Here is a 24,094-nt window from a genome sequence, read left to right on the forward strand (position 1 = left end):
CATCGTGCTCGGGCACCAGGGCGGCGACGCGGTCGGGTACCGAGGCGCGGCCCGCACTGAGGTCTGCCATCGCCGGGGCCAGGGCATCGATCAGCGAGTCCGTGTCGAGCAGATCCTCGACCTGCGAGCGGCTCAGGACAAGCATGCGCCTCAACCTCCTGTAGCCGCTCCAGCGCTTCTCGGACTGTGCGATGAGCCTAGTTGCGGCGGCGGGCGACTGCGTGCCGTGGGCTACGGCGTTCGCGGCGCGGATGAAGGCGGCCACGTATTCGGAGGCCGACCACGCCGCCAGGACGATGCCGACGACCGCCACGATCGAGCCGACCGTGGCGTTGTTCTGCAGGAAGCACGGAGCACGGGTGGGGTCCCGCACGCAGTTCGTGCGGGACCCCGGAACGCATGAGGGAAGCAGTCTGGGTCAGGCGTAGTCGACGGCTTGCCGTTCCTCGTCCGTCAGCGGAGGCTTCGTCGGGGCGGGCTGGAGTGGGCCGCGCAGAGCTGCGACGACGTTGCTGGGGCGGGCGAATGTCGCGGGTCCCGCCTTGAGCGTCACCACGTCGGTGACGGCGCGGGCGACGCGGCCAGAGCCTGTGGCGGTGTAGGTGAGCCGATCCACGAAGCGGGCGGCAAGGCGCTCGGCGAGCGTGGGCCCGGCATCGGTGGCTCCCTCGTAGAAGACATCCGCGCCGGTCGCGAAGGTCCATGCCACGTTGACGTGCGGTACGACGGCCTTCTGGATACGGGCAGCGAGGTCGGGGGCGGCCCAGCCCCGCCGGCGGATGACTTCACGCAAGGTCACGGCGCTTTGTGCTGCGACGGACATGCCCTGTCCATAGGTCGGGTTGTAGGCCGCCAGAGCGTCGCCGAGGACGACGTACCCCCTTGGCATGACGGCCTTCTCGTAGAAGTGGCGGCGGTTGGCCGTCATCCGCGTGACGTGGACGGGCCCCAACGGCGTTGCCTTGCCGAGCAGTTCGCCGACGATCGGGTGGCGCAGGTCGAGGGCGAAGCGCTGGAAGTCGTCGGGGTCGTCGGTGGGTTCGCCGCCGCGGGTTCCGGACAGCGTGACGAGCCAGCGGCCGTCCTCGATGGGGAGAATGACGCCGGCCTGGCCGGGCCCGGCGGCACGGGGATTCGCCTGGACGTTGATGATGGGCCAGGTGGCAGGCAGCCCGGGCGGGGCCTGGTAGAAGCGGCTCGCGTACACCAGGCCCGAGTCCACCTCGCGGGTAGCGGGCTCCGGCACACCGAGCTCGGCCAGCCACTGGGGAGAGCGCGACCCCCTCCCGCTCGCGTCGACGACCAGATCGGCCTGGAGGATCTCCTCGTCGCCGGTGCTCGCGGCGACCTTGACACCGGTGACCGCCGTCTTCGTGCCCTGAAGCCCGGTGACGGTGATGCCCTGCCTCAACTCGACGTGCTCGTTGGCCAGAACACGGCTGCGGATCACCCAGTCGAGAAGGTCACGGCTGCAGGTGATGACGTAGTGGCTCTCGGGCCAGCGCTGGAACCAGCCGCGCGGGCTGAAGGCAACCATCCCGTTCGTCAGCGGAATCCGGCGCGCGCCTGCCGCATCGAGGCTCTTGACGGTTCCTGCCAGCACGGACTCCATGGCCTCTGCTCCACCGGACCACAGCAAGTGACTGTGCTTTCCCTGCGGCAGCCCTTTGCGCGGCTCGGGCCGCTCCGGCAACGTGTCGCGCTCGAGGACGACGACGTCCGCCACCGTCGACAGGGCCTGCGCCATGAGCATGCCGGTGAGGCCACCGCCGATCACCACGGCACGGCGGGACGGTCTGGCAGGGGTCGGGGTGGAACCCGAGGTCATGAAGTCACGCTTTCTGGGTGGCCCGCGTTCCCACGGACGGCATCCGCGCGGGAAAGGTTGCGCAGGGCGCGGGAGATGGGAACGAGATCGCCGAGGCCGTCGGATGCCGGCCGAAGTGTCCGCGCGGCCGCGTCGGTGCTGTCGGGCCGCGACATCCGTGCAACGGCGGCGGAGATGGCCATGGCATCGGCCAGGGCCTTCGCCTTGGCGTGTGACGTGCCGCGGCTGAGGTGAAACTCCCGGTCCCGGTCTCGCTGAGCCAGGTCGAGGCGGGGTTCGAGAAGCCGCAGCGCATCACGGATGAACGTCTTACGGTACGTCAGGCGCATATCGAGCGAAGCAAACCGACCCAGTGCGACGGGAGCCGAAGCGGTGGGCACCTCGTGCAGCGCGCGGTTCAGGGCGCCAAGGGCCACGTACTCGGTCTGGGCGGCCCACCGCTGCGCCATCTGCTCACCGGCGTGCGGAAGAAGGAACCCGAGGGCGATCAGCAGGCCCACGAGGATCGCGATGGGCGGCGCGAGCTGGGTGCTCATCCAGTCGAGATCACTGCGGCCGGTCCACCGGGCGATGACGGGCGTGAACTTGGCGACATCGAAGCCCAGATTGAGGGCGTAGCCGATGCCCAGCAGTACGACACCGGCACGCAGCCATCCCGTTCCGCGAACACGGGGTTCCCAGGTCCACAGCAGTACCGAGGTGATCACTACCGCCACGGTGTGCCCGAGCAGGTAGAGCACGATCATTTCGCGCAGCCACGGCGTGTTGGCGTAGTAGGTGTCGAAGTCCCGTACGCGCTCGATGTGGTGGTCGCCGAGGAAGAAGCACACCCACACAGCGGTGAGGAGGGTGCCGTAACTGCCGTAGACCCACCAGGTCGCACGCCGCAGACGCCGGCCGCCCCGCCACTTCACGATCAGCAGCAGACACGACGCGCAGAACCCCGTGAGCAAGCTGTAGACCCAGGGGGCTGAGAAGTTGGTGATCCCGGTCAGATCGTTCATCGCGATGATGCTGGACGGAGCTGCGAAGACAAAAACACAGCAGGCGAGCACCAGCAGACCGGTGACCTGCCGGGCCAGGGGGTTCCTGCCGCCTCGCAGGACGGCGGGCAGCTTGAAGAACAACCCCATCGCCAACACGCCGGCGATGATCAGGAACGCTTGAGTCATCGACACCGTACGTCAGCCCCGCCGGTAGCCGAGCGTGGCCCTGATCCGACGGGCGACCTCGTCGTCGAGTTGGCGCGTGGTGCCGGGCAGGGCCAGCCAAGTCTTCATGTGGTTGCCCAGGAGGAGACCGAAGCCCTCGGCAGCCACCTCGTCCTCCTGATGCGAATGTGCCCGCGCTGCCACCTGCCGGGCCAGCTCGAGCCAGTCGATCTGATCACTCAACGCCGCACGTGCCGCGACGGCCGCACCACCGAGGTGGTTGTGTCCGCCTTCCCCGGTTTCTATGTGCCACAGTTCGTGACCGAGGACGACGAGCTGGTGGTCCGGTGCGAGATGCTCCTCCACCACGATCAGGTCCTGGTCCTCGAGGTCGAGCCACAGGCCGGTGGTGTGGGCCATCCCTTCCGGGAAGGGGCGTATGGACAGAGTGACTGGCCGTCCCCCTCTGCGGGCGCTCATGGCCTGGCACACGGCCTCGAACACAACGTGAGGCTCAGCCGGGATGTCGACGGCGTCCTCAACAGCGGCACCGAGTTCGGCCAAGAGCTTGCGCTGCTGCTTGGCGAGCGCCTTCGTGGTCGACCCCCTCATCGCTCGTCCTCCGCATATCCCATGCGCGCCAGCTTGTCCTTGACACCGTCCAGTGTGCTGGCCACCTCCGCAACCATCCTGGTCAGTGCTGTCAGCTCCTCGTACCGGAACTGGTTCGGATTGCGCCCTGAAATGTGCACCACGCCAAGATTCCTGAGCGCTTGCTCCGGATCGGCCTCCACCTCCAGATCGAAGAGGATGTGGCGCAGCTCCCTGAGAAGCGCCTCGGCCGGCGAGTCCGTGAGGAAGCCCTTGTCGACTTCGTAGAACTTACACAAGGCCGAGCCGACGTGGATGTTCGGCGAGGCCTGTCCGTGAACGAGCTTCTTGGCCCAGGTGGTTGTCGAGTTGATGGCCGCGGCGATCTCACGGATGTCTCTTGGTTTGCCGTTACCGCCGGGGTGCGCCTCATAGAGAAGGCGGACACGTCGTCGAACCAGGCGGTCCGGGTCCTCGTCGGGAGGAATCTCGCCATCGAACAGCGTCTCCACCTCTCGCGCCGTCACCCCGGCGGCACGCGCCAGGCGCGGTACGTCCAGAACGTCCTCGCGCGACTTGCCAAGCACGACGCAGAGTTCACCGATACGGGCCAGGGCATTCAATAGTGGCTGACGGGGCTCACTCACAGGCGCTTCCTTGGGGACACGTGATAACGGAGAATTCTTACTGGTCGGCATGGGCGTGGAGGCTGGACTCAAATTGAGTCGCTCGCCCAGTTCTTGGCGTCAATTCACGGTTCCGCCGGACGCGTTGACCCACGCCCGGCAGCCGCCGGGCGGAGGGAAGCGGCTCCTCGCTGCGACGTACGGATGTCTCCTCGCGATAACGGAGCGCCAACGCCTGTGAGTTGAGACGGTGCGCCTCGTCAAGCGGCCAGTGGGACTGGGGATTCCCGGGAGGAGACGGCCTCACCGATCGCTCCTGCAGAGTCGGCTGTGGTTGCTGATCGAACAGTACGCCCGAAACCCTCGATCTACAACGATCGTTCCAGGTGCGACGAATGATCGTTGAAATCCGGCCATGGCGCGATGCCGTAACCGACGTGCATGGCCGAGCCGCCCGGCCACTCCGCCGGTTCGTGGGCAGGAACACGGAGTTGCCCTTGGGACGACAGGGCCATCCGTACTGCGGCATGCCGCTGTGGCTCCAGTTTGAGATCCGCCATGGGTGGTTGTGGGCATACAACCTCGTGCATCTCGGCCTGATCCGCCGTTTCGTCCAAACGTCGCTGCGCGAACGAGCGCCCTGGTACGCCGGGTTTGGTTCATCCCTTGGGCACCGCCGAGGCCGACTCGAGGTTGCGCCCATCTGGGCGTACATGACCGTGTCGGCAGAAGGACCACGCAGCCGGTCGTGATGTGACGGCGTGCGGCGTAACCACAGCCACACCACCCCAGCTGAGGCGCTGTGTCACAAAGGACCCCCGGTCGTTTGTCTGTCCTGTATGAAGCCTCGATCCATCAAGAACTGGCTGCGCGGAGGACTGCTCGTCCTGGCCGTGTTGCAGACGGTCGTGTCGGTGTGGCAGTACGTCTTCCCCCGCTCGTTCTACGACGACTTCCCCACGGTGAACCTCGACCCGCCGTACAACGAACACCTGCTCTCCGATGTCGGCGGCCTCGGACTGGCGTTGACCGGCATGCTCTACTTCGCCGCCTGGGTGCTCGACGGCAAGGTCGTCATGGCGGTCCTCGTCGGCTACCTGATCTATGCCGCGACGCACTTCGCGTTCCACGTCCGGCACTTCGACCACTTCTCGCTTGGCGAGGCCTTCGGTGTGGGCACCGGGCTCGGCATCGAGGTGGCCCTTGCGCTCGTGCTTCTCTACGTCGGTTGGCGATTGCACCGGGCGGAGTCCCTCTCCTGTGCCTAGCCCGTAAGACATCCAGGAACGGTTCGGTGGTGTGGACCGTCGTGGAGCCGGCGGTGGCCACGCTGCGTCGGCTTGTAGCATCTGCGTAGCGCCGCACAAGGGGGACGTGTGATTGAACTGGCTGACATGATTCAGGAGTTGAGGGAGCAGTTGACCACCTCCCTGGCGCACGGTGACGGCAGGATGCTCCGCTTCGAGCTGGGTCCCGTGGAGGTCGAGGTGTCCGTCGCCGTCACACAGGAGGGCGGCGGCGACGCGAAGGTGCGGCTGTGGGTCGTCGACGCCGGGGCGAACGGCAAGTACGGACACGCCGAGACACAGCGGATCAAGCTCACGCTCGTTCCCAAGGCCGTACCGCCGGGCGGGGGTTCGGCGGAGACGGTGATGATCACGGGTGACGAGGTTGACGACGAAATCTGAGCGGGGTCTGCGGCCGGAGCGGGTCGCGGAGATCATCGTCGGCCTGCCGTCGGGTGGGGGCAGTGGGCGGCGCGGTTCCGGGTACCTCGTCGGGTCGGCCACGGTTCTCACGGCCGCGCACGTTGTCGCGGGCGCCGACGGCATCCGCGTCCGCTTCCAGGCTGACCGGCCGGGGGAGCGGCTCGTCGACGCCACGTTGGCCTGGTCGAACGACCGCATCGACGTCGCTGTGCTGACACTGTCGGAGACCACGGCCGAAGGCATCCCATCCGTCTCCCTCGGAGGGATCGGCGAGCAGGACACGGTGCTGAGCTGCACGGCGATCGGGTTTCCCCGCTTCAAACTCCGTACCGACGCGGAGGGTCGGCGCTTCCGGGACGCCGAGCACATGGACGCCAGGTGCGCGGTGCTGGCCAACCGGCGCGAGGGCACCCTGGACCTGCGGATCACCGCGCCGCCCGCCGCGGACCCGGACCCCGAGCGGGACGCCTGGGAGGGGATGTCGGGCGCGGCCGTGTTCAGCGGCGGACATCTGGTCGGTGTCGTCAGCCGTCATCACCGCAGGGAAGGGCCGGGGCGGATCGCGGCAGGGCGCGCGGACCGGTGGGCCGATGCGTTGAATGCGACCGAGCGGTCTGACCTGGAAGGCTTGCTGTGCCAGGACCTCGGCGCGTTGCCCTCCGCCGTACCGACCCCCGCCCTTGACCTTGTCCAAGAGATCTACCGGGCCCAACTTGCCGACATCGCACCAGAGTTGCTTGCCGAGCGGGAGGCCGAACTGGCGGACCTGGTCTCCTTCTGCGGCGGACCGGAGCCGTACCGCTGGCTGCAGGGCCGCCCGTGGGCGGGAAAGACGGCGCTGGCGGCCTGGTTCGCGCTGCATCCGCCGCGTGGGGTGGTACCGGTGTGGTTCTTCATCACCGCCCGGTACGCCGGTCAGTCCGACGGCGACGCGTACACGGCGGCGGTCATCGACCAGCTCGCCGCGATCGCGGGCCGCGAACCGGCCACCGCCGGCTCCCCGGCCGCCCGTGACGGCGAACGCCGGCTGCTGCTGCGGCAGGCCGCGGAACGGGTCGCCGTGGACGGTGGCACGCTGCTGCTGGTCGTCGACGGCCTGGACGAGGACCAGTCCCGGATGCCCGGCGGCACGGGCACCAGCATCGCCTCCCTGTTGCCAGCCCGTCTCCCGCCCAACGTTCGCGTCCTGGTGACCAGCCGGCCCAACCCCGGTCTTCCGCCGGACGTCACCGGCGGACACCCGCTGCGCCACTGCCCGATCGTGGAGGTCTCTCCCTCGGAAGCGGCCCGCCACACCGAGCACGAGGCCAAGTTCGACCTCCAACGGGCGCTGTCCGGGGACCAGTTGGAGCGCGACGTGGTCGGCCTGCTCACCGCCGCGCGCGGCACTCTCGCGGTGGAGGACCTGCGCGAACTGACGGGCGAGACCGGATACACATTGCGGCACAGGCTCGAGAGCGTGTTCGGGCGCATTCTGCGGCTGCGGGGCAGCGGCTTCGCCAGTTCGGGGGAGTCCGACGTGACGCTGTACACGACCAGCCGCGGCTATCTCTTCGCCCACGAGACGCTTCTCGTCGCCGCGCAGGACGAACTCGGGCCGGACGTGGATGCCTATCGGGAGCGGTTGCGGGCCTGGGCGCAGACGTACGAGCGCCGCGGCTGGCCGGAGGACACCCCGTTGTATCTGCTCCAGCCGTACGGCCGTCTGGTCGCCCTCCTCCAGGACGCGGGCCGGGCCACCGCCCTCGCCACGGATCCGCGACGCCGGGATCGGCTGCGGGAGGCGACGCAGAGCGACGCGGCATGCCTCGCGGAGATCGCGGCGGCGCGGGAGGCGGTTCGGGGGGTCACGCCCGATGACCTGGGGGCGCTGGGCGCGCTCGCCGCGGCGGGGGATCTGGTGGCCCGGCGCAACGAGTCGCTGCATCCGGACATCCCGGCCGTGTACGCGCGACTCGGCCGGGTCCGTCAGGCCATCGGCCTTGCCCGCAGCGTCTTCCGGACCAAGAACCGTGCCAGGGCGCTGCTCGGCGTGGCACGCGTCCTGGCCGAAGCGGGTGACCGGCGGGCGGTGGACCTCGCGGAGGAGGCGGCGTGGCTGGCCGGGGACGCGGAGGAGGGGGTGGGGCCCGGCACGGCTGACGCGGCGCGGGGCTTGCGGGCGACCGCCCTCGCGTTGGCGGGCCGCGAGGAAGAGGCGGGGCAAGTGCTCCTCGTGGAGTCCCGGCCACACGATGGCCCGGGCACCAAAGCCTTCGTCAGTGATCTGCTCACGACCGCCACCGCGCTCCGCGATTCGAAGGTCGCGGCCCGCCTGCTCCGGCGGGCGGAGGAGTCCGCAGAGCAGATCGAGTTCCTTCCGGATCGTGTACGTGTTCTGGCGAGCGTCGCCGAGGCGTGCTCGGCCTGCGGCCTCCCCGAGGACGCGACACGGCTCTACGACGCTGTGGTCCAGCTCGCCCGGCGTCCTGACACGAGCGACTTCGAGGACCTGTTCGCAGTCGCCGCGGAGGCTCTGCGCGACCCGCGTCCCCGCGAGGCCGAGCGGCTGGCCTCGCTGGCCGCGGCGAAGCTGCAGTACACAGGCGAGCACAGGGACGACGCGACATGTGGCGACGTCTGCGCACTCGTCGCCACGGACCGGATGACGGAAGCCCACCGCCTCGCCGAGTCCATCGGCAATCCCGGCAGGCTGCGTGCCCAACGGGTCACCTGGTCGGTGGTCGCCGAAGGCTGGGCCCGCTGGGGCGCGACGATCGAGGCCTGGACGGCGCTCGAACACTCACGCCAGGCCCGCATGCGCGACGGTGACGTCGACGACTGCACCCGGCGAGTCGTCGAGCTGCTCGCACGAGCCGGTGCCACCGAGGAGTTGGTGACCACGCTACTCACCCAGGAGTACTCCTCACCGGACGGCCCGTCGTGGTGGGAGGCTGCCGAAGTGCTCGCCGTACTCGCCGGCCACCTCGTCGCCGGCGACCCGGGGCGATCCCTGGAACTGCTCCACACAGCCGAGCACGGACGCCAGGCAACGGCCGCACTGGTAAACGGAGTTGATCAGGAACGCCTCGCCGCCTTGGCGGGTGCGGTCGCCACCGCAGGCCGGCCTGACGAGGCGGAGCGACTCGTGGCGGCGATCAGCGACTCCGCCGTGCGCGCCTGGGGCCTCGCCGTCGTGTCCCTGGCCGTCGCGTGCGACGACCCCGGCCGGGCATTGCGTCTCGCCGAGGCGGCCGTCGACCTGGCGTCAACGGCCGGCTGGGACTGGGCGTCTCCGTCCCCCATGACCACTGCCATCCAGGCGCTGGCGTGGGCCGGCGCGACCGAACGCGTCGCCGCCATCGTTCAGGCACCGGTGGACGAGGACGGACCGTGGAGAGGATACGACCACGACGATGCCTGCACTGAGGCCGTCGCGGGCCTGTGGCCGCACGATCCGGAACTGGCGGCCCGGCTGGTGGACGACCTGCTCTCCGACGTGCACACGGATCCCGAGCTGCGCCTCGTACCGCTTCTCATTGCCGTAGGACCCCACGACGGCGAGCGCAGTGCGCGCGTTCGGCAGATCCTGGACGCCGCGTGCGACCCGTGCCTGGTCTACGACGGGCTCCGACCGAACAGCAGAGAAGTGCTGCTCAGTCTGCTGACCGCGGCAGCGGACCCGGCCGACGCCCGCAGCCGTCTCGACATGCTTCCCGGGCACGCGACACCAGGAATCAGTGACGCCCAGGCGGGGAGTGCGTCTGCACTCGCCTACGCCGCGCTCGGTGACCACGACGCGGCCCGGACCATGGCGGGGCGGGCGGAAGACGCGGAACAGCGTGCGGCGGCCTTCGCTCACCTCGCCGCGTACGTCGCTGCGCTGCCCGCCGACCGCCTGCCGGCTCCGCTCGACGGCCGATACGACATCACGTCGCTGGCCCGCCTCCTGGCCACCTTCCTCGTTCCACCCCCGTCCGGCCCCGACCTCCCTCGCGCACGGGCCCTCCTCGCGGAGGCGCTTACCCCGGAGGGCTGGCATCACGCGGTACCGGTGCTCGCCGCGATCGATCCCGACGCGGCCCTGCGACTGCGGCGAGTCGTCTTCGACCACCTGGGGTTCAGCGACCAGGGGTGATCAGGCGCAGCCACCCTGGCTGCTGATCGCTGGCGGGATCGGGGGCTTCGGCTGATGCCGCGTCCGGCACCGTGCTCAGCGAGCAGGTGGTCAGCGATGCCATCGCCAATTCCGGGCATGACGTCATCGTGGGTTGAGGCGGCCGTCTCCGGCCAGGTCCGGAAGTCGGCCCAGCTCCCGCGCTTCGGCGTCGTCCTCAACACCGCGCACGTCCGGGCCTGGGCGAGCGGTTCCCGGGAGCGGTGCCGCCGTAACGCCTGCGCGAGCAGCCGACCCGCCGCACGAAGACACTCCCTGGTGGGACATACTCTCCCGATGAGTTCACGCACTTCCCGGATCAGTCAGCCGGTCACGATACGGCGGGCCGTCGCGCGGGATGCCAAACGGCTCACACGGCTCGTGCGTGGCTCAGGCGCCTACGAGGGGAAGTACGCAACGGCCGTCGCGGGCTACCGGGTCGGTCCTGATTACATCGAGGCCCACCGCGCCTTTGTGGCCGTCGGCGCCGACGAGCACGGAGGCCGGATCCTCGGGTTCTACTCGCTCGTCCTCGCTCCACCGGAGCTCGACCTGCTGTTCGTCGCCGACCAAATGCAAGGACGGGGTATTGGACGGCTACTCGTCGCGCACATGCAGTCCGAGGCCCGTGCCGCCGGGATCGACCGCATCAAGGTCGTGTCACACCAGCCCGCCGAGAACTTCTACCACCGCGTCGGTGCGGTGCGGACCGGTACCGCGTTCGCGAACCCGCCCGCCGTGCCGTGGGACCGTCCCGAATTCGAGTTCCGCATTCCTTCGGGATGACGGGGTGCGCCGACGCCGTTGATGCGCTGGGCTCCTTCGAGCTGGTCTTCGAGGATGATGATCCGGCTCCGGCATGCGGCTTCGATCGGGGTGCCCTGGTCGACGAGTTCACGCGCGCGGGCGTCGAGTGGGTCTAGCGATCGTCTGCTGTCATCTCGCCGCCCTGTGGAACGCATCGAGGGGCCTTGGTGCCGTACGGCACCAAGGCCCCGAAGGAACTGCAACACCATCCGCCGGCCCTATTGCTGCGCCGGCCTTCTGTTTCCGCACAGCCGCCCGATATGCCGACTGCGGTGCGGGGATCGCGGATGCGTGACCGGAGACCACCTACCTATCGATGTCCTGCGGTACCCGGGCCCACGTGTTTCGCCCGGGCGATCCTGATGGCGCTCGACTCCTCCGTTCTTCCCTCTGAACCAATCACTTACCAAACGGGGACTACGCACTGCTTGCTACCGCGCCCCGGCGCGCGCGTCCGCAGTCCGACGCCTTCACCGAGGGAACAACTCGATACAGCACTGCTGGTACTGCAACCGCGTCGACCGCGGTCTTGATCGCGGCGGCCCCTGATCACTGCGGGCCACCCGGTCCGGTCGTCAGTCCCGTCGCCGTCGTGCAACAACCTGGCTTCGAGGCTCCACCACCGGACCGTCATCCGTGTACTGCTGCCTGGCAGTTCGTGTCTGCCGGGCCTCGCTCGATCTCGACTACGAGAGAAACAGTAATGATCCAAGCGGCCAATGTCTACTTCAGCGAGTATAGATTTTTGTGTGCCCGACGATGAGGTAGGGCCCCTCGGTCGGTCCAGAGATGTTGGGGCCGGCCTGCGGCGCAAGTGCGGCGTGTATGGGTTGACGTGCCTACCGCGACGAGACCGTCTGGACCTTTCTTGCCTGGTACGCCTGTTAGTGCCGCAACCCGAGCCGCGTGGTGGGAGAGCTGTGGATAGAATCTGATCTCATGCTGAAGGCTGACGAGTTGATCGTTGACATCGCCGCCCTTGTGGAGTCCGGGCAGAGTAGTCAGATGTCCCTGACCGTGGTCACCGGTGGTGCTGTCATCACCGGTCGACTGGCTCCCGAGGCCATGTGGAGGCAGCGGGTGGCGGAGGTGCTGACCGAGTCTGCCCACCTGGGCGAGTTCGCCGCGGTCTTTGACAGTCCCGCGAAGAAGGACGGGCCGCCCACGCATCTGCACTTCCATGTCGCGCGGATTCTGCAGGGCGCAGTGGGGATCCCGGAGACGGGCGGAATGTACCGTGTTGCGATCGAGGACATCAGTGCCTGGACAGTGGGCGACTTCAGCTACTCCGACCACTGACCCGCCGCCGTACCGAGAGCGCACGGCACGCAGATGGCGGACCTTCTCTCCTACGCTCCGCAACGGGCGTAGGGGAACGGTCTCACCTTCATGCACTGTCCCACGCCACCATGTTGCACCAGGTCACGAACGTGGCAAGTCGCATGATGCCCGGCATCCCGCCCCACCAGCGGCAACTGCCGCACCGAGCAGGGCCGATCCGACCCGGTCCCGGCCGACTTACCACCGCACCCGCGGAGTCACATAGGCGACGACACCCTGTGGGCCATCAACCGCGCGACACGCCGTATGGCCAGATGACCTGGCCCGGGCCTTGATCACGGTCGACGGCCGGTGACGTTCCCGCCCGGGGCATCGGCCTGGACCACGGTCGCAGTGATCCGCAGGCCAACCGGTTCCCGGTCGAACTGCAAGCTCTGGCACGCGGTCATCGCAATCTCCAGACCGTGCCGGTACCCGCTCAGGATCCGCCACGAGGACCCTTCACCGTGGATCCCGGCGGCTCCGAGGTGCTCGTCGGCCGCTCGGCGGAGGACATCGTCCTCAGCGCCCCGCTCATCGTGAGCGGCACGCCGCCCACTCCTCGCGCGGTGCTCGACCGGCGCACTCGGGTGCTCGACTTCGACGCCTTCGTGCACGTCACCTCGACCGACGCCCCGCGCACCGCGGGCGATGCGGTCGCGGCCGCTCCTCTCGCACCGCGATCCTGCTGTTCTTTCCGGTGGACCTGTCCGGCGCCGCCCGCTTCGAGGCGGAGGTGGGGCGCGCAGCCGCCGGCCCGGGTCAGGTGCGGCTGGAGGTGTGGGCCGGAGACCGCCTCCTCGCGCAGGTCGCCGTACCGGTCACTGGAGACCGCTACCCCTGGTCGACCGTGGCCGCCGGGACGACGGCGCAGGTTGGGGGCGTCCACGAACTGCGACTGACCTTGCACGGCGGCTTCCGGCTCGCGTCCTTCCGCTTCGCCCCGGCCGCTGACGATCGGAGGGGCGGCGCAGCGGCCCGGCGATGAAGGCGCCTGGTCGATGCGGAGGGTCGGGTCGGTGATATGCCGGATTCCGGTGGCGTGCGGAAGCAGATGCCTGTCGCTGTCTCCGGCAGTTGCCCAGGAGGGCGGGGTGCGGGTCTCCGCGTCGCGCCGCACGCGCGCGGTCAGGGAGGACCCTGTGCACCGCGCACGGCTCGGGGCGACGCCCCGAGCTCGCGGCGGCAGGCCTTGTTGAAGGCCTGGAGGTCGGGGATGCCCACCGTGGCGGCGATCGCGGGGATCGAGAGGGTGGACTCACGCAGCAGGTGGCGGGCGCGGTCGAGGCGGCGCTGACGGATGTAGGCGACGACGGTCTCGCCGGTGGCGGCGCGGAAGAGCCGGGTGAGGTGGTTGTGGGAGATCCTGGCGGCGCGTGCCACTTCCGGGACGGTGAGCGGGTCGGCCAGCCGGGATTCGATGTAGGAGATGGCGGCGGTGAGGGCCGGGTGCGGGCCGTCCCGTGGGTCTTGCGGCGCGGGCGGGGTGAGGTGGGCGATACGCCACAGGGCGGCCCAGATCTCGGCTGCGGCCCGGACCGGGGTGCTCGGCCAGGCGGCGACGGCCTGGAGCATCAGGGCGGACAGTGTGGGTAGTTCCGGGCCCGCGTCCTGCATGACGGGGACCGTGCGGGGTTCGCCGGTGGCGGGCAGGCGCAGGTGGGCGTACAGGTGCTCGGAGCGGCCCCGGTAGCGGTACCGGACGGTCGTGGCGGGCGGTACCAGGCTGACCCTGCCGGGGCGGATGGTGTGGGGCGTACCGTCGATGGCGAGGTCGGCCTCGTAGCGGTACAGGTGCAGTTGCCACAGGTCGGGCAGGCGGAATACGTCCGTGTGTCCGGCCGGGCCGTGGACGCCGACGCCGACGTTGGCCACGACGGGCGGCTCGTCCAGGCGCACCACGGTCTCGATCACGGTGAAAATCTACCAGTGCTGGTGAGCCGGACCCACGCGCCCGACACGGTGTGCTCCCTACCGTGGTGGACATGACGACAACCACAGAACATCTGCTCAGCTCCGTGCAGATGGCACACTTCGTCGCCCACGGCTCGCTGCGCATGGACGCCGTGGTGCCCGCGGAGATGAATGCCGAGGCCGTGCAGGTCTTCGGCGCCAACATCCCTCCGGTGCCGTATGGCACGCCCATCACCGAGGCCTTTCCCGAGGAGTCCTTCGTGCGGCGGCTCGTCGAAATGCCCGAGGTCGCAGGCGCGTTGCGCAGTCTGGTGGGACCCGATCCGAACATCGACCACCACTTCATACATGTCCGTGAGCCGCACGAGGGCCGGGCGCAGCCGCTGCATGCGGACGCGATCATCGACGTGCGGCCCGACGCTTTCGATGTGCAGCTCATGTACTACCCGCAGGAAGTGACGCTCGAGATGGGCGGCACGCTCAGCGTGCCCGGCAGCCATCTGCGGCGTACGAACGAGAGCGACACCGGCCGGTACCAGAACCTGCGCGGCCAGAGCCGGCTGGTCTGCCCGGCAGGCACCGTGGTGTTTCTGCACCACGGCCTATGGCACGGAGGCCGGCGCAACGACAGCGACACTCCGCGCTACATGTTCAAGATCCGCTTCAATCCGACAGTGCGGCAGCGGCGGCTGTGGGACACCTCGGACCTGGCGGACCCGCGAGTGGCCGCGGAGTTGAGCACTGTCTTCCCCTGGTACGAGACCGCGACCGGCCGCCTGGAGCTCTACAACCGCGTCCTGCTGTGGCGGGCGCTGACCGGTGACGCCGGCTTCGACCTCGACCACTGGGTCACCCGAGTCTCGAACCGGCCGCAGGAGGTTCCCGCATGACCGCGACCACCCCCGCCGCCGCCCTGACCGCCTCCACCGTGCGCCAGCAGGTGCTGGTGCTGTACCTGGGCACCTCGGCCCTGGACTCCGACGTCATCGGCTGGGCGCACTACGACGGAACCGGCCGCACCTCCCCGACCACGGGCGACGGCGACGAGCCGCCTTACGAGACAGGAGTGGCTGCCCTGCGCGACGGCTGGCGCCTGATCCAGGCGGCTCAGCTGATCCCGCCGTATCCGGGGCACGAGCATGAAGTGTCGTTCCTGAAGCACGAGTTCTTCTTCGAGAAACTCGTGGACCTCGATGAGGCCGGGCCCCGATCGGGGGTTGAGGAACATCGGACCGAAAACCGGCGCTAAGCCCTTGGAGGGCTTGAGAGCGCATTGACCTGGGGTTCGGCGGGGGCGGAGCCTTCGGCAGTCGTGTTGATCACTGACTGTCTGGAGGTCCGGGGTGCCGGTCGAGTTTCTGACGGATGAGCAAGCCGCGAGGCATACGGCGGACGACGGGGCGCCGTTCCGTACGGAGTTGGAACGGTTCTTCTTCGCAAGCAGGTGTGCGCGAAGAACTCCCCCAAGTGGGGCGACCTGAGGGCGAAGCTGCTGGACGGGGAAGCGTGGGAGCAGGCCGGACTCGTCCGCCGGGGCCGGTCCTTCAGGGATCGGCCCCGGCGGACGCTCACCGCCTCAGAGGGTTATGGCAGGGACGGGTAGGCGTTCTGCATGAGCTGCTGGAACTGGGCGGAGAACCAGTGCCCGGCCAGCGGAGCGTTCGGCAGCGCGCCGGTGGGGTTGTTGCCGTTGCGGGCGTTGCCGCCATAGGTGGGGTCGCACATGCGGTCGAAGCCCTTGCCCTCGTCGTTGGAGACGGCGGTGCTGGAGCCGTCGGACTCGCCGGGCGGCTTGACCCACACGTAGGCGTCGATTCCGGCGGCGGGAGCCGCGGTGGGCCGTTCACCGAGCCCGGCGCCGCTCTGGTTGCACCAGTTGCCGGCGTGGATGCGCCGGTCGATGCGGCCGCCGTTGACGTAGTCGTCGACGGACGTCATCGGTCCGGGACCGGTGGGCCGGGCGGAGCCGCCCCAGCCGTCGCGGGAGGTGTCGATCAGCATGCCGAGACCGGAGTCGAATCCGGCGGCGACCAGCTTGTCCCGCAGGCCGAGCGCGAAGGACTGCTCGTCCACGTACTGGTTCCAGTCCACCCACTTCGACTGGCGCACGGTCTGGCCGTTGACGGTGTCGGTGACCTTGAAGTTCGGCTCCTTGACGGGGCTGTAGTTGGCGGTGTTGACGATGAACCCGGCCACGTCGCCCACACTCGCGCCATTGGTGGTGGCGACCTTGGTGAACTCCTGCACGGACGGCCCGAGGTTGCTGTCCCAGCCGAGCCAGCCGTGGTGGCCGGCGTCGATGTAGTTGTAGACGTTGGGGATGGCGCCGAGCTTGTCCAGGGCGTAGGAGACTCCCTTCTCGTAGTTGCCGTTGCTCTTCATGGTCACGCAGGCGTCGGTGGTGGTGTTGGTGCCGCCGGCGTTGGTGACCAGGTTGGGCAGCGAGTCGGGCTCGATGACCGTGGCGATGCGCAGGCCCGCGTACTTCGGGTCGGAGATGATGGAGGCGATGGGGTCGATGTACTCGGACTTGTACTTGTCGAGGTCGTTCGGTCCGAGTTCGCCGTTGGAGGCGAGGGCGGCGCAGTCGCGGCCGGGCAGGTCGTAGATGACCAGTTGCACGACCAGGTCGCCGGAGCCCTTCTGCTTCAGCGCCTCGTCCAGATGGGCGCGCAGGCCCATGCCGCCGCCCACGCCGTTGATCGCGGCGATCCGGTCGAGCCAGACGGCCGTGGGCTGGTTGGCGATCCGGCTGCCGCCCGGCTCGGCCGCGGCCTTGGCCGACCATTCGGGGTTCACGTACACCTTGGCGCCGACGTAGGGATTGTCGGCCCGGCCGCCGGTGCTGCCGCCTCCGCCGGTGCCGCCCCCGCCGGTGCCGCCCCCGCCGGTGCCGCCTCCACCACCGTTGTCACCCCCGTCGACGTTGCAGGTGACACCGTCGAGGGTGAAGGCGGTGGGTACGGCGTTGGTGCCGCTGTAAGAGCCGTTGAAGCCGAAGCTGACCGTACCGCCGTTCGTCAGGGAGCCGTTGTAGCTCTCATTGGTCGCCGTGACGGCGGCACCGCTCTGGGCGACCTTGGCGTTCCAGCCGTTGGTGATCTGCTGGTTGCCGGCGTACGACCACTTCAGCGACCAACTCGACTTGGCGGCACCGTTGTTGGTGATCGTGACGGTCGTGGTGAAGCCGGTGTCCCACTGGTTCTGCATCTTGTAGTCCACGGTGCAGGGGGCCGAGGCGGTGGCGGCGCCGGCCGGTGCCGTGAGGCACGCCGTCCCCGAGGTCCCGGCGAGGACCGTCAGGGCGGCGAGAAGCGACATTCTGGTACGACTCATGGGTGCGGGTTCCTTCTCCTCTGGGCGATCACGGGGCGATCACGGGGCGATCACGGGGTGAGGACGCGCAGGCGGCCGCGCAGGCCGGTGCCGCACGCGGTAGGCGCGCCGACGTGGATGGGGATCAGGGACGGCCCGGGGGAGCGGTCCCGGGTGTTCCAACGGCTCGCGTGTGCATGGGAGTTGACGTTGTGGACGCCAGGGCACGGTGAAATGGGCGGCCGGGCTGATGAGCGTGCGGGTCAGTCACTGGCCGAGGTCGTTGGCGTTCCCCGGCCGGGACGACGTTCCACGCGGGTGTGGCTCCCTGAGCCGAGATCACCGGCAGCACCCCACTCGGAACGAGCTGGAGCCCACCGGTGACCGCTGAAAGTACTGAAGGCGGGGGGTGTCGCATGAGCGACTCCTTTCAGCTTGATGCGCCGTGACGGCCGCGTCGGCTGATGAAATCGCTCCCACTGGTGCGAGGGACGGTAGCGCCAACGGGGGTGAATGCACAGGGCGTTGTCCAACTTTCTTTGACGGGTTCAATTCAAAACGATTCAACTTCTCAACGTCTTGACGCGGCCCGTACCCGTCAGCACTATGGGAGCGCTCCCACTGGTTCAGGCCTTGACCCCCACCGAGCCGCACGCCGCAAGGAGGACCAGAAACATGGATCCCGGACACGAGTGCAGAGTCGTACGGCGGCCGCGGGCCGCCGTAGAGGATGCGCCGGCCCTGCTGTTGTCGATGCGCGTCCTCGTGCAACACCGGTACGTGAGGCGGGCGTTCAGCGCCTGACGCCGGCTGAGCGCCCCATGGCCCTGGTCATGGGCCCGTACGCGGAGCTCCTCGAACAAGCCCCCGCTGAAGCTCCGCGTGCACGACCTCGTCGCAGGGAGACGGGGTCGCCAGGCCGGGCGGTCCTCGACCGCACAGGGGACCGCCCGGCACTCGCCAGGAACAAGATGATCAGCTCGATCCTGCGATCTGTTTTGGGAGCGCTCCCAAAACAGTGGACGCTCTCGCTGCTCCCCACACATCCCAGCGGAGGATCCGCATGCAACAGTTGAAGCAAACGGGCAGGGCGCAAGCCCTGTTCGGCACCCTGCTCACATCACTGGTCGCGCTGGCGGCTCTTCTCACCGCCGCTCCGCCATCGCACGCCGACACGACCATCTGCGAGCCGTTCGGAACGACCACGATCCAAGGCCGTTACGTGGTGCAGAACAACCGCTGGGGCACCAGCGCCACTCAGTGCATCACCGCCACGGACTCCGGCTTCCGCATCGCCCAGGCCGACGGCTCGGTCCCGACCAACGGCGCCCCGAAGTCCTACCCGTCCGTGTACAACGGCTGCCACTACACCAACTGCTCACCCGGCACCAACCTGCCGGCCCGGCTCAGCTCCATCGCGAGCGCACCCACGAGCATCTCCTACGGCTATGTCGGCGGTGCGGCCTACGACGCGGCGTACGACATCTGGCTGGACCCGACGCCCCGCACCGACGGCGTGAACCGCACGGAGATCATGGTCTGGTTCAACCATGTGGGGTCCGTGCAGCCGGTGGGCTCGCAGACCGGCACCACCACCGTGGCCGGGCGTTCGTGGCAGGTGTGGTCCGGCAACAACGGCTCCAATGACGTGCTGTCCTTTGTCGCGCCCTCGGCGATCGACAGCTGGAACTTCGACGTGATGGACTTCGTCCGCCAGGCCGTCTCCCGGGGACTGGCCCAGGACAACTGGTACTTGACGAGTGTTCAGGCGGGCTTTGAGCCCTGGCAGAACGGCGCGGGACTAGCGGTGACGTCGTTCTCCTCGACCGTCAACACCGATGGCAGCACCCCCGGCGGGCCGGGTGGGGGCTCGGGCGGCTCATCGGCGTGCAAGGTGGCCTACGGCACCAATGTGTGGCAGGGCGGCTTCACCGCCGACGTCACCGTGACCAATGCGGGTCCGTCCGCCGTCGACGGCTGGAAGCTCGCGTTCACCCTGCCCGCAGGGCAGAAGATCACGAGTGCGTGGAACGCCGACATGTCCTCGTCGTCGGGAGCTGTGACGGCGGGCGGTACGGCGTACAACGCGTCCATCGCATCCGGCGGCCAGGTGTCCTTCGGGTTCCAGGGCACCTATGACGGCACGTTCACCAAGCCTGCCGGCTTCAGTCTGAACGGTACGTCCTGCACCACCGCCTGATGGATTCGGCACGGCCGGTCTGACCCCACGTATCCATGGGCGGCACCGTGGCCGTGCGCCGGATGCGCGAGTGCGCATCCGTGAGTCCCGCACCCACCCGCCTGGCTTTGATGCTCAGGCGGGTGGGTCCGGCCTTGTCCAACGAACGGTTAGTCGACGCCCTTTGTCCTGGCAGCGTCCTCGAGGCGTGGACGGCCAGGGATGTCGAGCCTGGAGGCCTCCGCACCGACCACCGGGACGGCTGATGTGCCCGATCAAGACTTCCTTGGCTGCGAGCGCTGTTGATCACGTGCGGAAGGCGTGTGCCCGGTTCCTCAGGCCCGTAAGATCGGTGATCTCGCGGGTGGGGGAGGTGGTCATGGCCAGGCGACGCCCTGGAGCGCCGACCCTGGAAGAGGTCGCCGTCCACGCCGGAGTGGGGCGGGGCACGGTCTCCCGGGTCATCAACAACGCGGCCGGAGTGAAGGAGTCGACACGCCGGGCCGTGCAGCGAGCCATCGAGGAACTGGGGTACGTGCCCAATCTTGCGGCCCGGTCCCTGGCCGGGCGGCGCGCCGACGCGGTGGCCCTCGTCCTGACGGAGCCGGACTGGAGGCAGTTCGCGGAGCCGTTCTTCTCGGAGATCGTCCGCTCCCTCGGAGACGCGCTGGTGGACACCGGGATGCAATTGATGCTGACGCTGGTCCGGTCGGAGACCGAACGGCAGCGCTTCCTGGAGTACGCACGCGGTGGCCGGGTCGACGGAGTCCTGCTGATGTCGGTACACGCGGGCGACCCGCTGCCGGACATGCTCTCCCAGGCTCGGTTGCCCACCGTGCTGCTGGGGCGTCGTTCGGGCGACGAGTACGTGAGCTACGTGGACGCGGACAACCTGGGCGGCGCCCGAAACGCCGTCACTCACCTGCTGACACAGGGCCGCAGGGCGATCGCCACCATTACCGGGCCGCTGGACATGTACGTCGCGCAGTGCCGGCTGCGCGGCTATCAGGACGCCCTGGCACTGGCAGGCCTGGCGAAGTCGCGGTCCTGGGTCGCAGAAAGTGACTTCACGGAGGAGAGCGGACGCCGCGCCATGGCGGAACTCCTTGAACGGCACCCAGAGATCGACGCCGTCCTCGCCGCGTCGGACACCACGGCGGCGGGAGCGTTGCACACGCTGCGCGCAGCGGGACGGCGGGTACCGGAGGACGTCGCCGTGATCGGTTTCGATGACTTTCCGCTGGCTCAGCGCACCGAGCCGCGCCTGACCACAGTGCGTCAGCCGCTGGAGGAGATGGGGCGGGCGATGATCAGATTGCTGCTGGAGGAGATGGAAGAGCCGTCCGTGGCCTGGCGCCACGTCATCCTGCGTACGGAGTTGGTCGTTCGCGAGTCGTCCTGACGGCATTCGTCGGCTGCCTGAAGCTGGTTGGTGCTGATGCCTGCGCGGGAACTGGCCTGTTCCCCCACTACTGCCGACCGCACATTCGCTGCCTCGACGACATTCGCTCCAATCGGGAAAGGTCCACGCCGACTGGCTCGCCGGATGCCGCCGACTGCACCGTCGCTACGAGCGCAAAGTCGAGCAGGCCTTCACCAGCATTGTCTGCACCCTCATCCGCTACTGCAGGCTCACCAAGGGAGATGAGGTCTTGTCGGTGCCGCTGTGCCAGTCCAGGCGCAGGACGGCCAGGTCGTCGGTGTGCCGGTCGGCGTTGAGGGTGCGGGTGCGGGCGATGAGCTGGTCGAGGTGGGCGCCGGGGTCCGGTGCGTGGATGGTGTCGAGGATGTGCACCAGCCCCTGCGGGCCGAGCCGGTCGGTGCCGGTGCCGGCGAAGCCCTCGACGAGGCCGTCGGTGTAGGCGATGAGGGCGCCGCGGGTGGGCAGGGTGACGGTGGTGGGGGGCCAGATGTCCAGGCCGGGGCTGATGCCGAGGGCGATGCCGTGGGCTGCGGTGATCTCCTGGGCGCCGTCGGGGGTGAGGAGGAGGGGTTCGTGGTGGCCGGCCAGGTGCAGGGTGGCGGTGGACCGCTGCGGGTCCAGGGTGAGCAGGGTGCAGGTGGTGAACAGGTCGCTGCTGGCGCGTTCGGCGACGTGTATCTGTTCCAGCAGGTGCAGCAGCTGCTGGTCGCGGTGGCCACCCAGAGTCAGGGCGCGCCAGGCGATACGGAGGCAGACGCCGAGGGCGGCCGCATCGGGTCCGTGGCCACTGACGTCGCCGATGATGGCGTGCACCTGCCCGTCGTCGGTCTGGACGACGTCGAGGAAGTCGCCCCCCAGCAGGGCTTGCGCGCGGCCGGGGTAGTAGCGGCTGGAGGCGGTGACGGAGGTGGAGGAGAGCAGAGGTTGGGGCAGCAGTCCGCGTTCCAGGCGGGCGTTCTCCTCGGCCCGCAGCCGGCCGACCTGGAGAGCGGCGTTGGCGCGTTCGGCCTGTTTGCGCTGGACGGCGTAGCGGACGGCGCGCTGCATCAGGTCCGGTTCGACCTTGCCCTTGATCAGGTAGTCCTGCGCGCCGGCGGCGAGGGCCTCGACACCGGCCTGGGGTTCGGTCAGTCCGGTCAGCACGATGATGGCGGCGTGGGTGCCCACCTGGATCGCCTGGACCGTCTCCAGCCCACTGGCGTCGGGCAGGTGCAGGTCGAGCAGGACACAGTCGACCGGGCCGACGGCGAGCGCGGTGCGCGCGTCAGCGGCGGTGCGGCAGCGCACGAGGGTGTGCGGAAGGTCGGTGTCGAAGAGGAGTTCTTCGACCAGGAGCGCGTCCCCGTCGTCGTCCTCCACCAGCAGAATGCGGTACTGCTCCGCACGATCTGCGGCCTGCTCGCTCACGGTTGGGGCTCTCTCGGGAGGGCTGCCGGTGTGTCACCGACGGCGGGGAGGGTGAAGACGACGCGGGTGCCGGAGGAGTAGTCCGGGTCGATGGTGATGGTGCCGCCGTGGAATTCCACGATCTTCTTGCACATCGCCAGGCCGATGCCGGTGCCCGGGTAGCTGTCCTTTGTGTGCAGCCGTTGGAAGAGGACGAAGACCTTCTCCCGGAATTCCGAATCGATGCCGATGCCGTTGTCGCTGACCGTGAACTCCCATATGCCGTCACTGGATACGGCGCCGACATGGATACGCGGCGGTTGGTCGAGGGTGCGGAATTTGATGGCGTTCGACAGCAGGTTCTGCCAGAGCATGGTCAGCTGGGTGATGTCGCCGACGACCGTGGGCAGCGTGTCGTGGGTGATCTCGGCCGCGCTCTCCTCCACGGCCACGTCGAGGTTGTCGACGGCGCGGCGCATGACGGCTTCCAGGTCGACCGTCTCGTGGTCGTTGTGCACGCGGCCGACCCGGGAGAAGGCCAGCAGGTCGTTGATGAGTTTCTGCATGCGGTTGGCGCCGTCGACGGCGAAGGCGATGTATTGGTCGGCGCGCTCGTCCAGCTGGTCTCCGTAGCGCCGTTGCAGCAGTTGGGTGAAGCTGGACACCTTGCGCAGGGGCTCCTGCAGGTCGTGCGAGGCGACGTAGGCGAACTGCTCGAGCTCGGTGTTGGACCGCTTCAGATCCGCCGCCTGCTCGTCGAGAAGCCGCCGGGAGGCCTCGCTGAACTCCAGTTCCTGCACCAGGCGCTGGCGCATGGACTCCACGTCCCGGGCCAGGCGGCGCAGGTCGGCGGGGCCCGTGCCGACGATGGGTCGGTCGAAGTGCCCGCCCGCCACCTCACGGGCGTCGAAGCCGAGTTGTGCGAGGGGTGTGGTGACGCCGCGCCGCAGGCCCTCGAAGACGCCGAACGCCAGCAGGAGGATGACGCCGGCGATCACGGTGAACATCCAGTTCCGCAGGGTCTGCGCATGGCGCAGGTCATGGGTGGCGGCCGCTCGCTCCCTTTGCAGGTGGGACTGCTGGCGTGTCAGCGCGCGCCGCAGCTCGTCGAAGGTCACCTTGCCCTCGGCCGCCCGCTGGGTGGCGAGCGTGACGGCGTCCGCGGGCGAGGCGGCCGAGATGGGGCGGGCGATCCTCGTCTGCCAGGTGCCGGCGATCTTCTGCACGTCGGCCAGGTCGGCGCGGGCGCGGGCGTCCCCCTCCACCAGGGGCCGCAGGCGGCGGATGGCGGTCTTCTCATCGGCCTGGCCCTGTGTGTAGGGCTGGAGGTAGTCGCGCCGGCCGGACAGTCCGTAGCCGCGGATGCCGGTCTCCTGGTTCACCACCGCCTGCTGTACGCGCATCGCTTCGATCAGGGCGGGCGACCGCTTGTCCACCAGCTCAGTCGTGAGTTGCGAGGTGCGCCACATCGCCCAGCCGCCCAGCGACCCGAGGACGGCCAGCACGATCAGAGCGGCCGCAACCCCCGCCCGCAGCCAGCGGCGAGTGGTCCAGCCGGCAAGAGCGCCCTCGTAGGCGGACGGCATGCTGTCCATGGCGATGTGCGGCTCCTTCGGCTTTCCTGGGGTCGCGACCGGACGCGCGGCGCGCCAACTGTACCCAGCCCGCGGACAACGGTTGTTGTCAGTACCTAGATCCGCCGCCTAGGGT

19 protein-coding genes and 2 pseudogenes are annotated in these 24,094 nt (G+C 69.0%); 12 read left to right on the forward strand and 9 right to left on the reverse strand.

What is annotated here, in order from left to right; genetic code table 11:
- The 5 genes and pseudogenes from ACIBN2_RS37815 to ACIBN2_RS37835 form a co-directional block, all read right to left on the reverse strand.
- Positions 1-373, reverse strand: a pseudogene (locus ACIBN2_RS37815) (hypothetical protein); the annotation flags it as partial.
- Between the two features lie 45 nt (positions 374-418).
- Complete coding sequence (locus ACIBN2_RS37820) at positions 419-1,828, reverse strand: FAD-dependent oxidoreductase (RefSeq protein WP_399141467.1); 1,410 nt, start codon at positions 1,826-1,828, stop codon at positions 419-421.
- Positions 1,825-3,000, reverse strand: a complete 1,176-nt coding sequence (locus tag ACIBN2_RS37825) for a hypothetical protein (protein WP_399141469.1) — start codon at positions 2,998-3,000, stop codon at positions 1,825-1,827. Before ACIBN2_RS37825 ends, ACIBN2_RS37820 begins: the two co-directional genes overlap by 4 nt.
- A gap of 12 nt (positions 3,001-3,012) precedes the next feature.
- Positions 3,013-3,591, reverse strand: a complete 579-nt coding sequence (locus ACIBN2_RS37830; RefSeq protein ID WP_399141470.1) for a toxin-antitoxin system, toxin component — start codon at positions 3,589-3,591, stop codon at positions 3,013-3,015.
- The gene (locus tag ACIBN2_RS37835; RefSeq protein ID WP_399141471.1) at positions 3,588-4,217 is read right to left on the reverse strand and encodes a hypothetical protein; all 630 of its coding nucleotides are present in this window, start codon (positions 4,215-4,217) and stop codon (positions 3,588-3,590) included. Before ACIBN2_RS37835 ends, ACIBN2_RS37830 begins: the two co-directional genes overlap by 4 nt.
- An 818-nt stretch (positions 4,218-5,035) precedes the next feature.
- Between ACIBN2_RS37835 and ACIBN2_RS37840 the strand changes: the two genes are divergently transcribed.
- From ACIBN2_RS37840 to ACIBN2_RS37870, 7 genes are all read left to right on the forward strand, one after another.
- A complete protein-coding gene (locus ACIBN2_RS37840) occupies positions 5,036-5,464 on the forward strand; it encodes a hypothetical protein (RefSeq protein ID WP_399141473.1) in 429 nt (142 codons plus the stop codon).
- A 108-nt stretch (positions 5,465-5,572) separates the two neighbouring features.
- Positions 5,573-5,884: a trypco2 family protein gene (locus ACIBN2_RS37845; RefSeq protein WP_399141474.1), complete on the forward strand. Its 312-nt coding sequence runs from the start codon at positions 5,573-5,575 to the stop codon at positions 5,882-5,884.
- Positions 5,868-10,022: a trypsin-like peptidase domain-containing protein gene (locus tag ACIBN2_RS37850; RefSeq protein WP_399141476.1), complete on the forward strand. Its 4,155-nt coding sequence runs from the start codon at positions 5,868-5,870 to the stop codon at positions 10,020-10,022. Before ACIBN2_RS37845 ends, ACIBN2_RS37850 begins: the two co-directional genes overlap by 17 nt.
- Before the next feature lie 315 nt (positions 10,023-10,337).
- Positions 10,338-10,826 carry a GNAT family N-acetyltransferase gene (locus ACIBN2_RS37855; protein WP_399141478.1) on the forward strand — a complete coding sequence of 163 codons (489 nt, stop codon included), beginning with the start codon at positions 10,338-10,340 and terminating at the stop codon, positions 10,824-10,826.
- Positions 10,823-10,963, forward strand: a complete 141-nt coding sequence (locus tag ACIBN2_RS37860) for a hypothetical protein (protein WP_399141480.1) — start codon at positions 10,823-10,825, stop codon at positions 10,961-10,963. The genes ACIBN2_RS37855 and ACIBN2_RS37860 overlap by 4 nt, the downstream gene beginning before the upstream one ends.
- Positions 10,964-11,786: 823 nt before the next feature.
- A complete protein-coding gene (locus tag ACIBN2_RS37865) occupies positions 11,787-12,146 on the forward strand; it encodes a hypothetical protein (protein WP_399141481.1) in 360 nt (119 codons plus the stop codon).
- A 721-nt stretch (positions 12,147-12,867) separates the two neighbouring features.
- Positions 12,868-13,155, forward strand: coding sequence for a carbohydrate-binding protein (locus ACIBN2_RS37870; RefSeq protein WP_399141483.1), 288 nt, complete (start codon positions 12,868-12,870; stop codon positions 13,153-13,155).
- 140 nt (positions 13,156-13,295) lie between these two features.
- On the opposite strand, the gene ACIBN2_RS37875 is transcribed toward ACIBN2_RS37870, so the two are convergent.
- Entirely contained in the window at positions 13,296-14,081 is a 786-nt protein-coding gene (locus tag ACIBN2_RS37875; protein WP_399141485.1) for a helix-turn-helix domain-containing protein, read from the reverse strand.
- A 71-nt stretch (positions 14,082-14,152) separates the two neighbouring features.
- Between ACIBN2_RS37875 and ACIBN2_RS37880 the strand changes: the two genes are divergently transcribed.
- A complete protein-coding gene (locus ACIBN2_RS37880; protein WP_399141487.1) occupies positions 14,153-14,971 on the forward strand; it encodes a phytanoyl-CoA dioxygenase family protein in 819 nt (272 codons plus the stop codon).
- A complete protein-coding gene (locus ACIBN2_RS37885; RefSeq protein ID WP_399141489.1) occupies positions 14,968-15,330 on the forward strand; it encodes a hypothetical protein in 363 nt (120 codons plus the stop codon). Before ACIBN2_RS37880 ends, ACIBN2_RS37885 begins: the two co-directional genes overlap by 4 nt.
- 335 nt (positions 15,331-15,665) lie before the next feature.
- On the opposite strand, the gene ACIBN2_RS37890 is transcribed toward ACIBN2_RS37885, so the two are convergent.
- Entirely contained in the window at positions 15,666-17,417 is a 1,752-nt protein-coding gene (locus tag ACIBN2_RS37890) for a glycoside hydrolase family 6 protein (RefSeq protein WP_399141491.1), read from the reverse strand.
- Between the two features lie 1,042 nt (positions 17,418-18,459).
- Between ACIBN2_RS37890 and ACIBN2_RS37895 the strand changes: the two genes are divergently transcribed.
- The 3 genes and pseudogenes from ACIBN2_RS37895 to ACIBN2_RS37905 all read left to right on the forward strand — a co-directional run.
- Entirely contained in the window at positions 18,460-19,596 is a 1,137-nt protein-coding gene (locus tag ACIBN2_RS37895) for a cellulose binding domain-containing protein (RefSeq protein ID WP_399141493.1), read from the forward strand.
- A gap of 358 nt (positions 19,597-19,954) precedes the next feature.
- Entirely contained in the window at positions 19,955-20,977 is a 1,023-nt protein-coding gene (locus ACIBN2_RS37900) for a LacI family DNA-binding transcriptional regulator (protein ID WP_399141495.1), read from the forward strand.
- A 133-nt stretch (positions 20,978-21,110) separates the two neighbouring features.
- Positions 21,111-21,212: pseudogene (locus ACIBN2_RS37905) on the forward strand (IS5/IS1182 family transposase); the annotation flags it as partial.
- On the opposite strand, the gene ACIBN2_RS37910 reads toward ACIBN2_RS37905, so the two are convergent.
- Complete coding sequence (locus ACIBN2_RS37910; protein ID WP_399141497.1) at positions 21,197-22,405, reverse strand: PP2C family protein-serine/threonine phosphatase; 1,209 nt, start codon at positions 22,403-22,405, stop codon at positions 21,197-21,199. The pseudogene ACIBN2_RS37905 and the gene ACIBN2_RS37910 sit on opposite strands and share 16 nt — an antisense overlap.
- Positions 22,402-23,979, reverse strand: coding sequence for an ATP-binding protein (locus ACIBN2_RS37915; protein WP_399141499.1), 1,578 nt, complete (start codon positions 23,977-23,979; stop codon positions 22,402-22,404). Before ACIBN2_RS37915 ends, ACIBN2_RS37910 begins: the two co-directional genes overlap by 4 nt.
- Positions 23,980-24,094: the final 115 nt, after the last annotated feature.

It is taken from the genome of Streptomyces sp. NPDC050534 (assembly GCF_044457745.1).
In the GTDB taxonomy this organism is placed as follows: Bacteria; Actinomycetota; Actinomycetes; order Streptomycetales; family Streptomycetaceae; genus Streptomyces.

Bases quoted from the DNA above. Each gene is read 5' to 3' on its own strand.
- ACIBN2_RS37820 (WP_399141467.1), bottom strand. From the start codon at position 1,828: ATGACCTCGGGTTCCACCCCGACCCCTGCCAGACCGTCCCGCCGTGCC.
- ACIBN2_RS37825 (WP_399141469.1), bottom strand. From the start codon at position 3,000: ATGACTCAAGCGTTCCTGATCATCGCCGGCGTGTTGGCGATGGGGTTG.
- ACIBN2_RS37830 (WP_399141470.1), bottom strand. From the start codon at position 3,591: ATGAGGGGGTCGACCACGAAGGCGCTCGCCAAGCAGCAGCGCAAGCTC.
- ACIBN2_RS37840 (WP_399141473.1), top strand. From the start codon at position 5,036: ATGAAGCCTCGATCCATCAAGAACTGGCTGCGCGGAGGACTGCTCGTC.
- ACIBN2_RS37855 (WP_399141478.1), top strand. From the start codon at position 10,338: ATGAGTTCACGCACTTCCCGGATCAGTCAGCCGGTCACGATACGGCGG.
- ACIBN2_RS37860 (WP_399141480.1), top strand. From the start codon at position 10,823: ATGACGGGGTGCGCCGACGCCGTTGATGCGCTGGGCTCCTTCGAGCTG.
- ACIBN2_RS37865 (WP_399141481.1), top strand. From the start codon at position 11,787: ATGCTGAAGGCTGACGAGTTGATCGTTGACATCGCCGCCCTTGTGGAG.
- ACIBN2_RS37880 (WP_399141487.1), top strand. From the start codon at position 14,153: ATGACGACAACCACAGAACATCTGCTCAGCTCCGTGCAGATGGCACAC.
- ACIBN2_RS37885 (WP_399141489.1), top strand. From the start codon at position 14,968: ATGACCGCGACCACCCCCGCCGCCGCCCTGACCGCCTCCACCGTGCGC.
- ACIBN2_RS37890 (WP_399141491.1), bottom strand. From the start codon at position 17,417: ATGAGTCGTACCAGAATGTCGCTTCTCGCCGCCCTGACGGTCCTCGCC.
- ACIBN2_RS37895 (WP_399141493.1), top strand. From the start codon at position 18,460: ATGCAACAGTTGAAGCAAACGGGCAGGGCGCAAGCCCTGTTCGGCACC.
- ACIBN2_RS37900 (WP_399141495.1), top strand. From the start codon at position 19,955: ATGGCCAGGCGACGCCCTGGAGCGCCGACCCTGGAAGAGGTCGCCGTC.
- ACIBN2_RS37915 (WP_399141499.1), bottom strand. From the start codon at position 23,979: ATGGACAGCATGCCGTCCGCCTACGAGGGCGCTCTTGCCGGCTGGACC.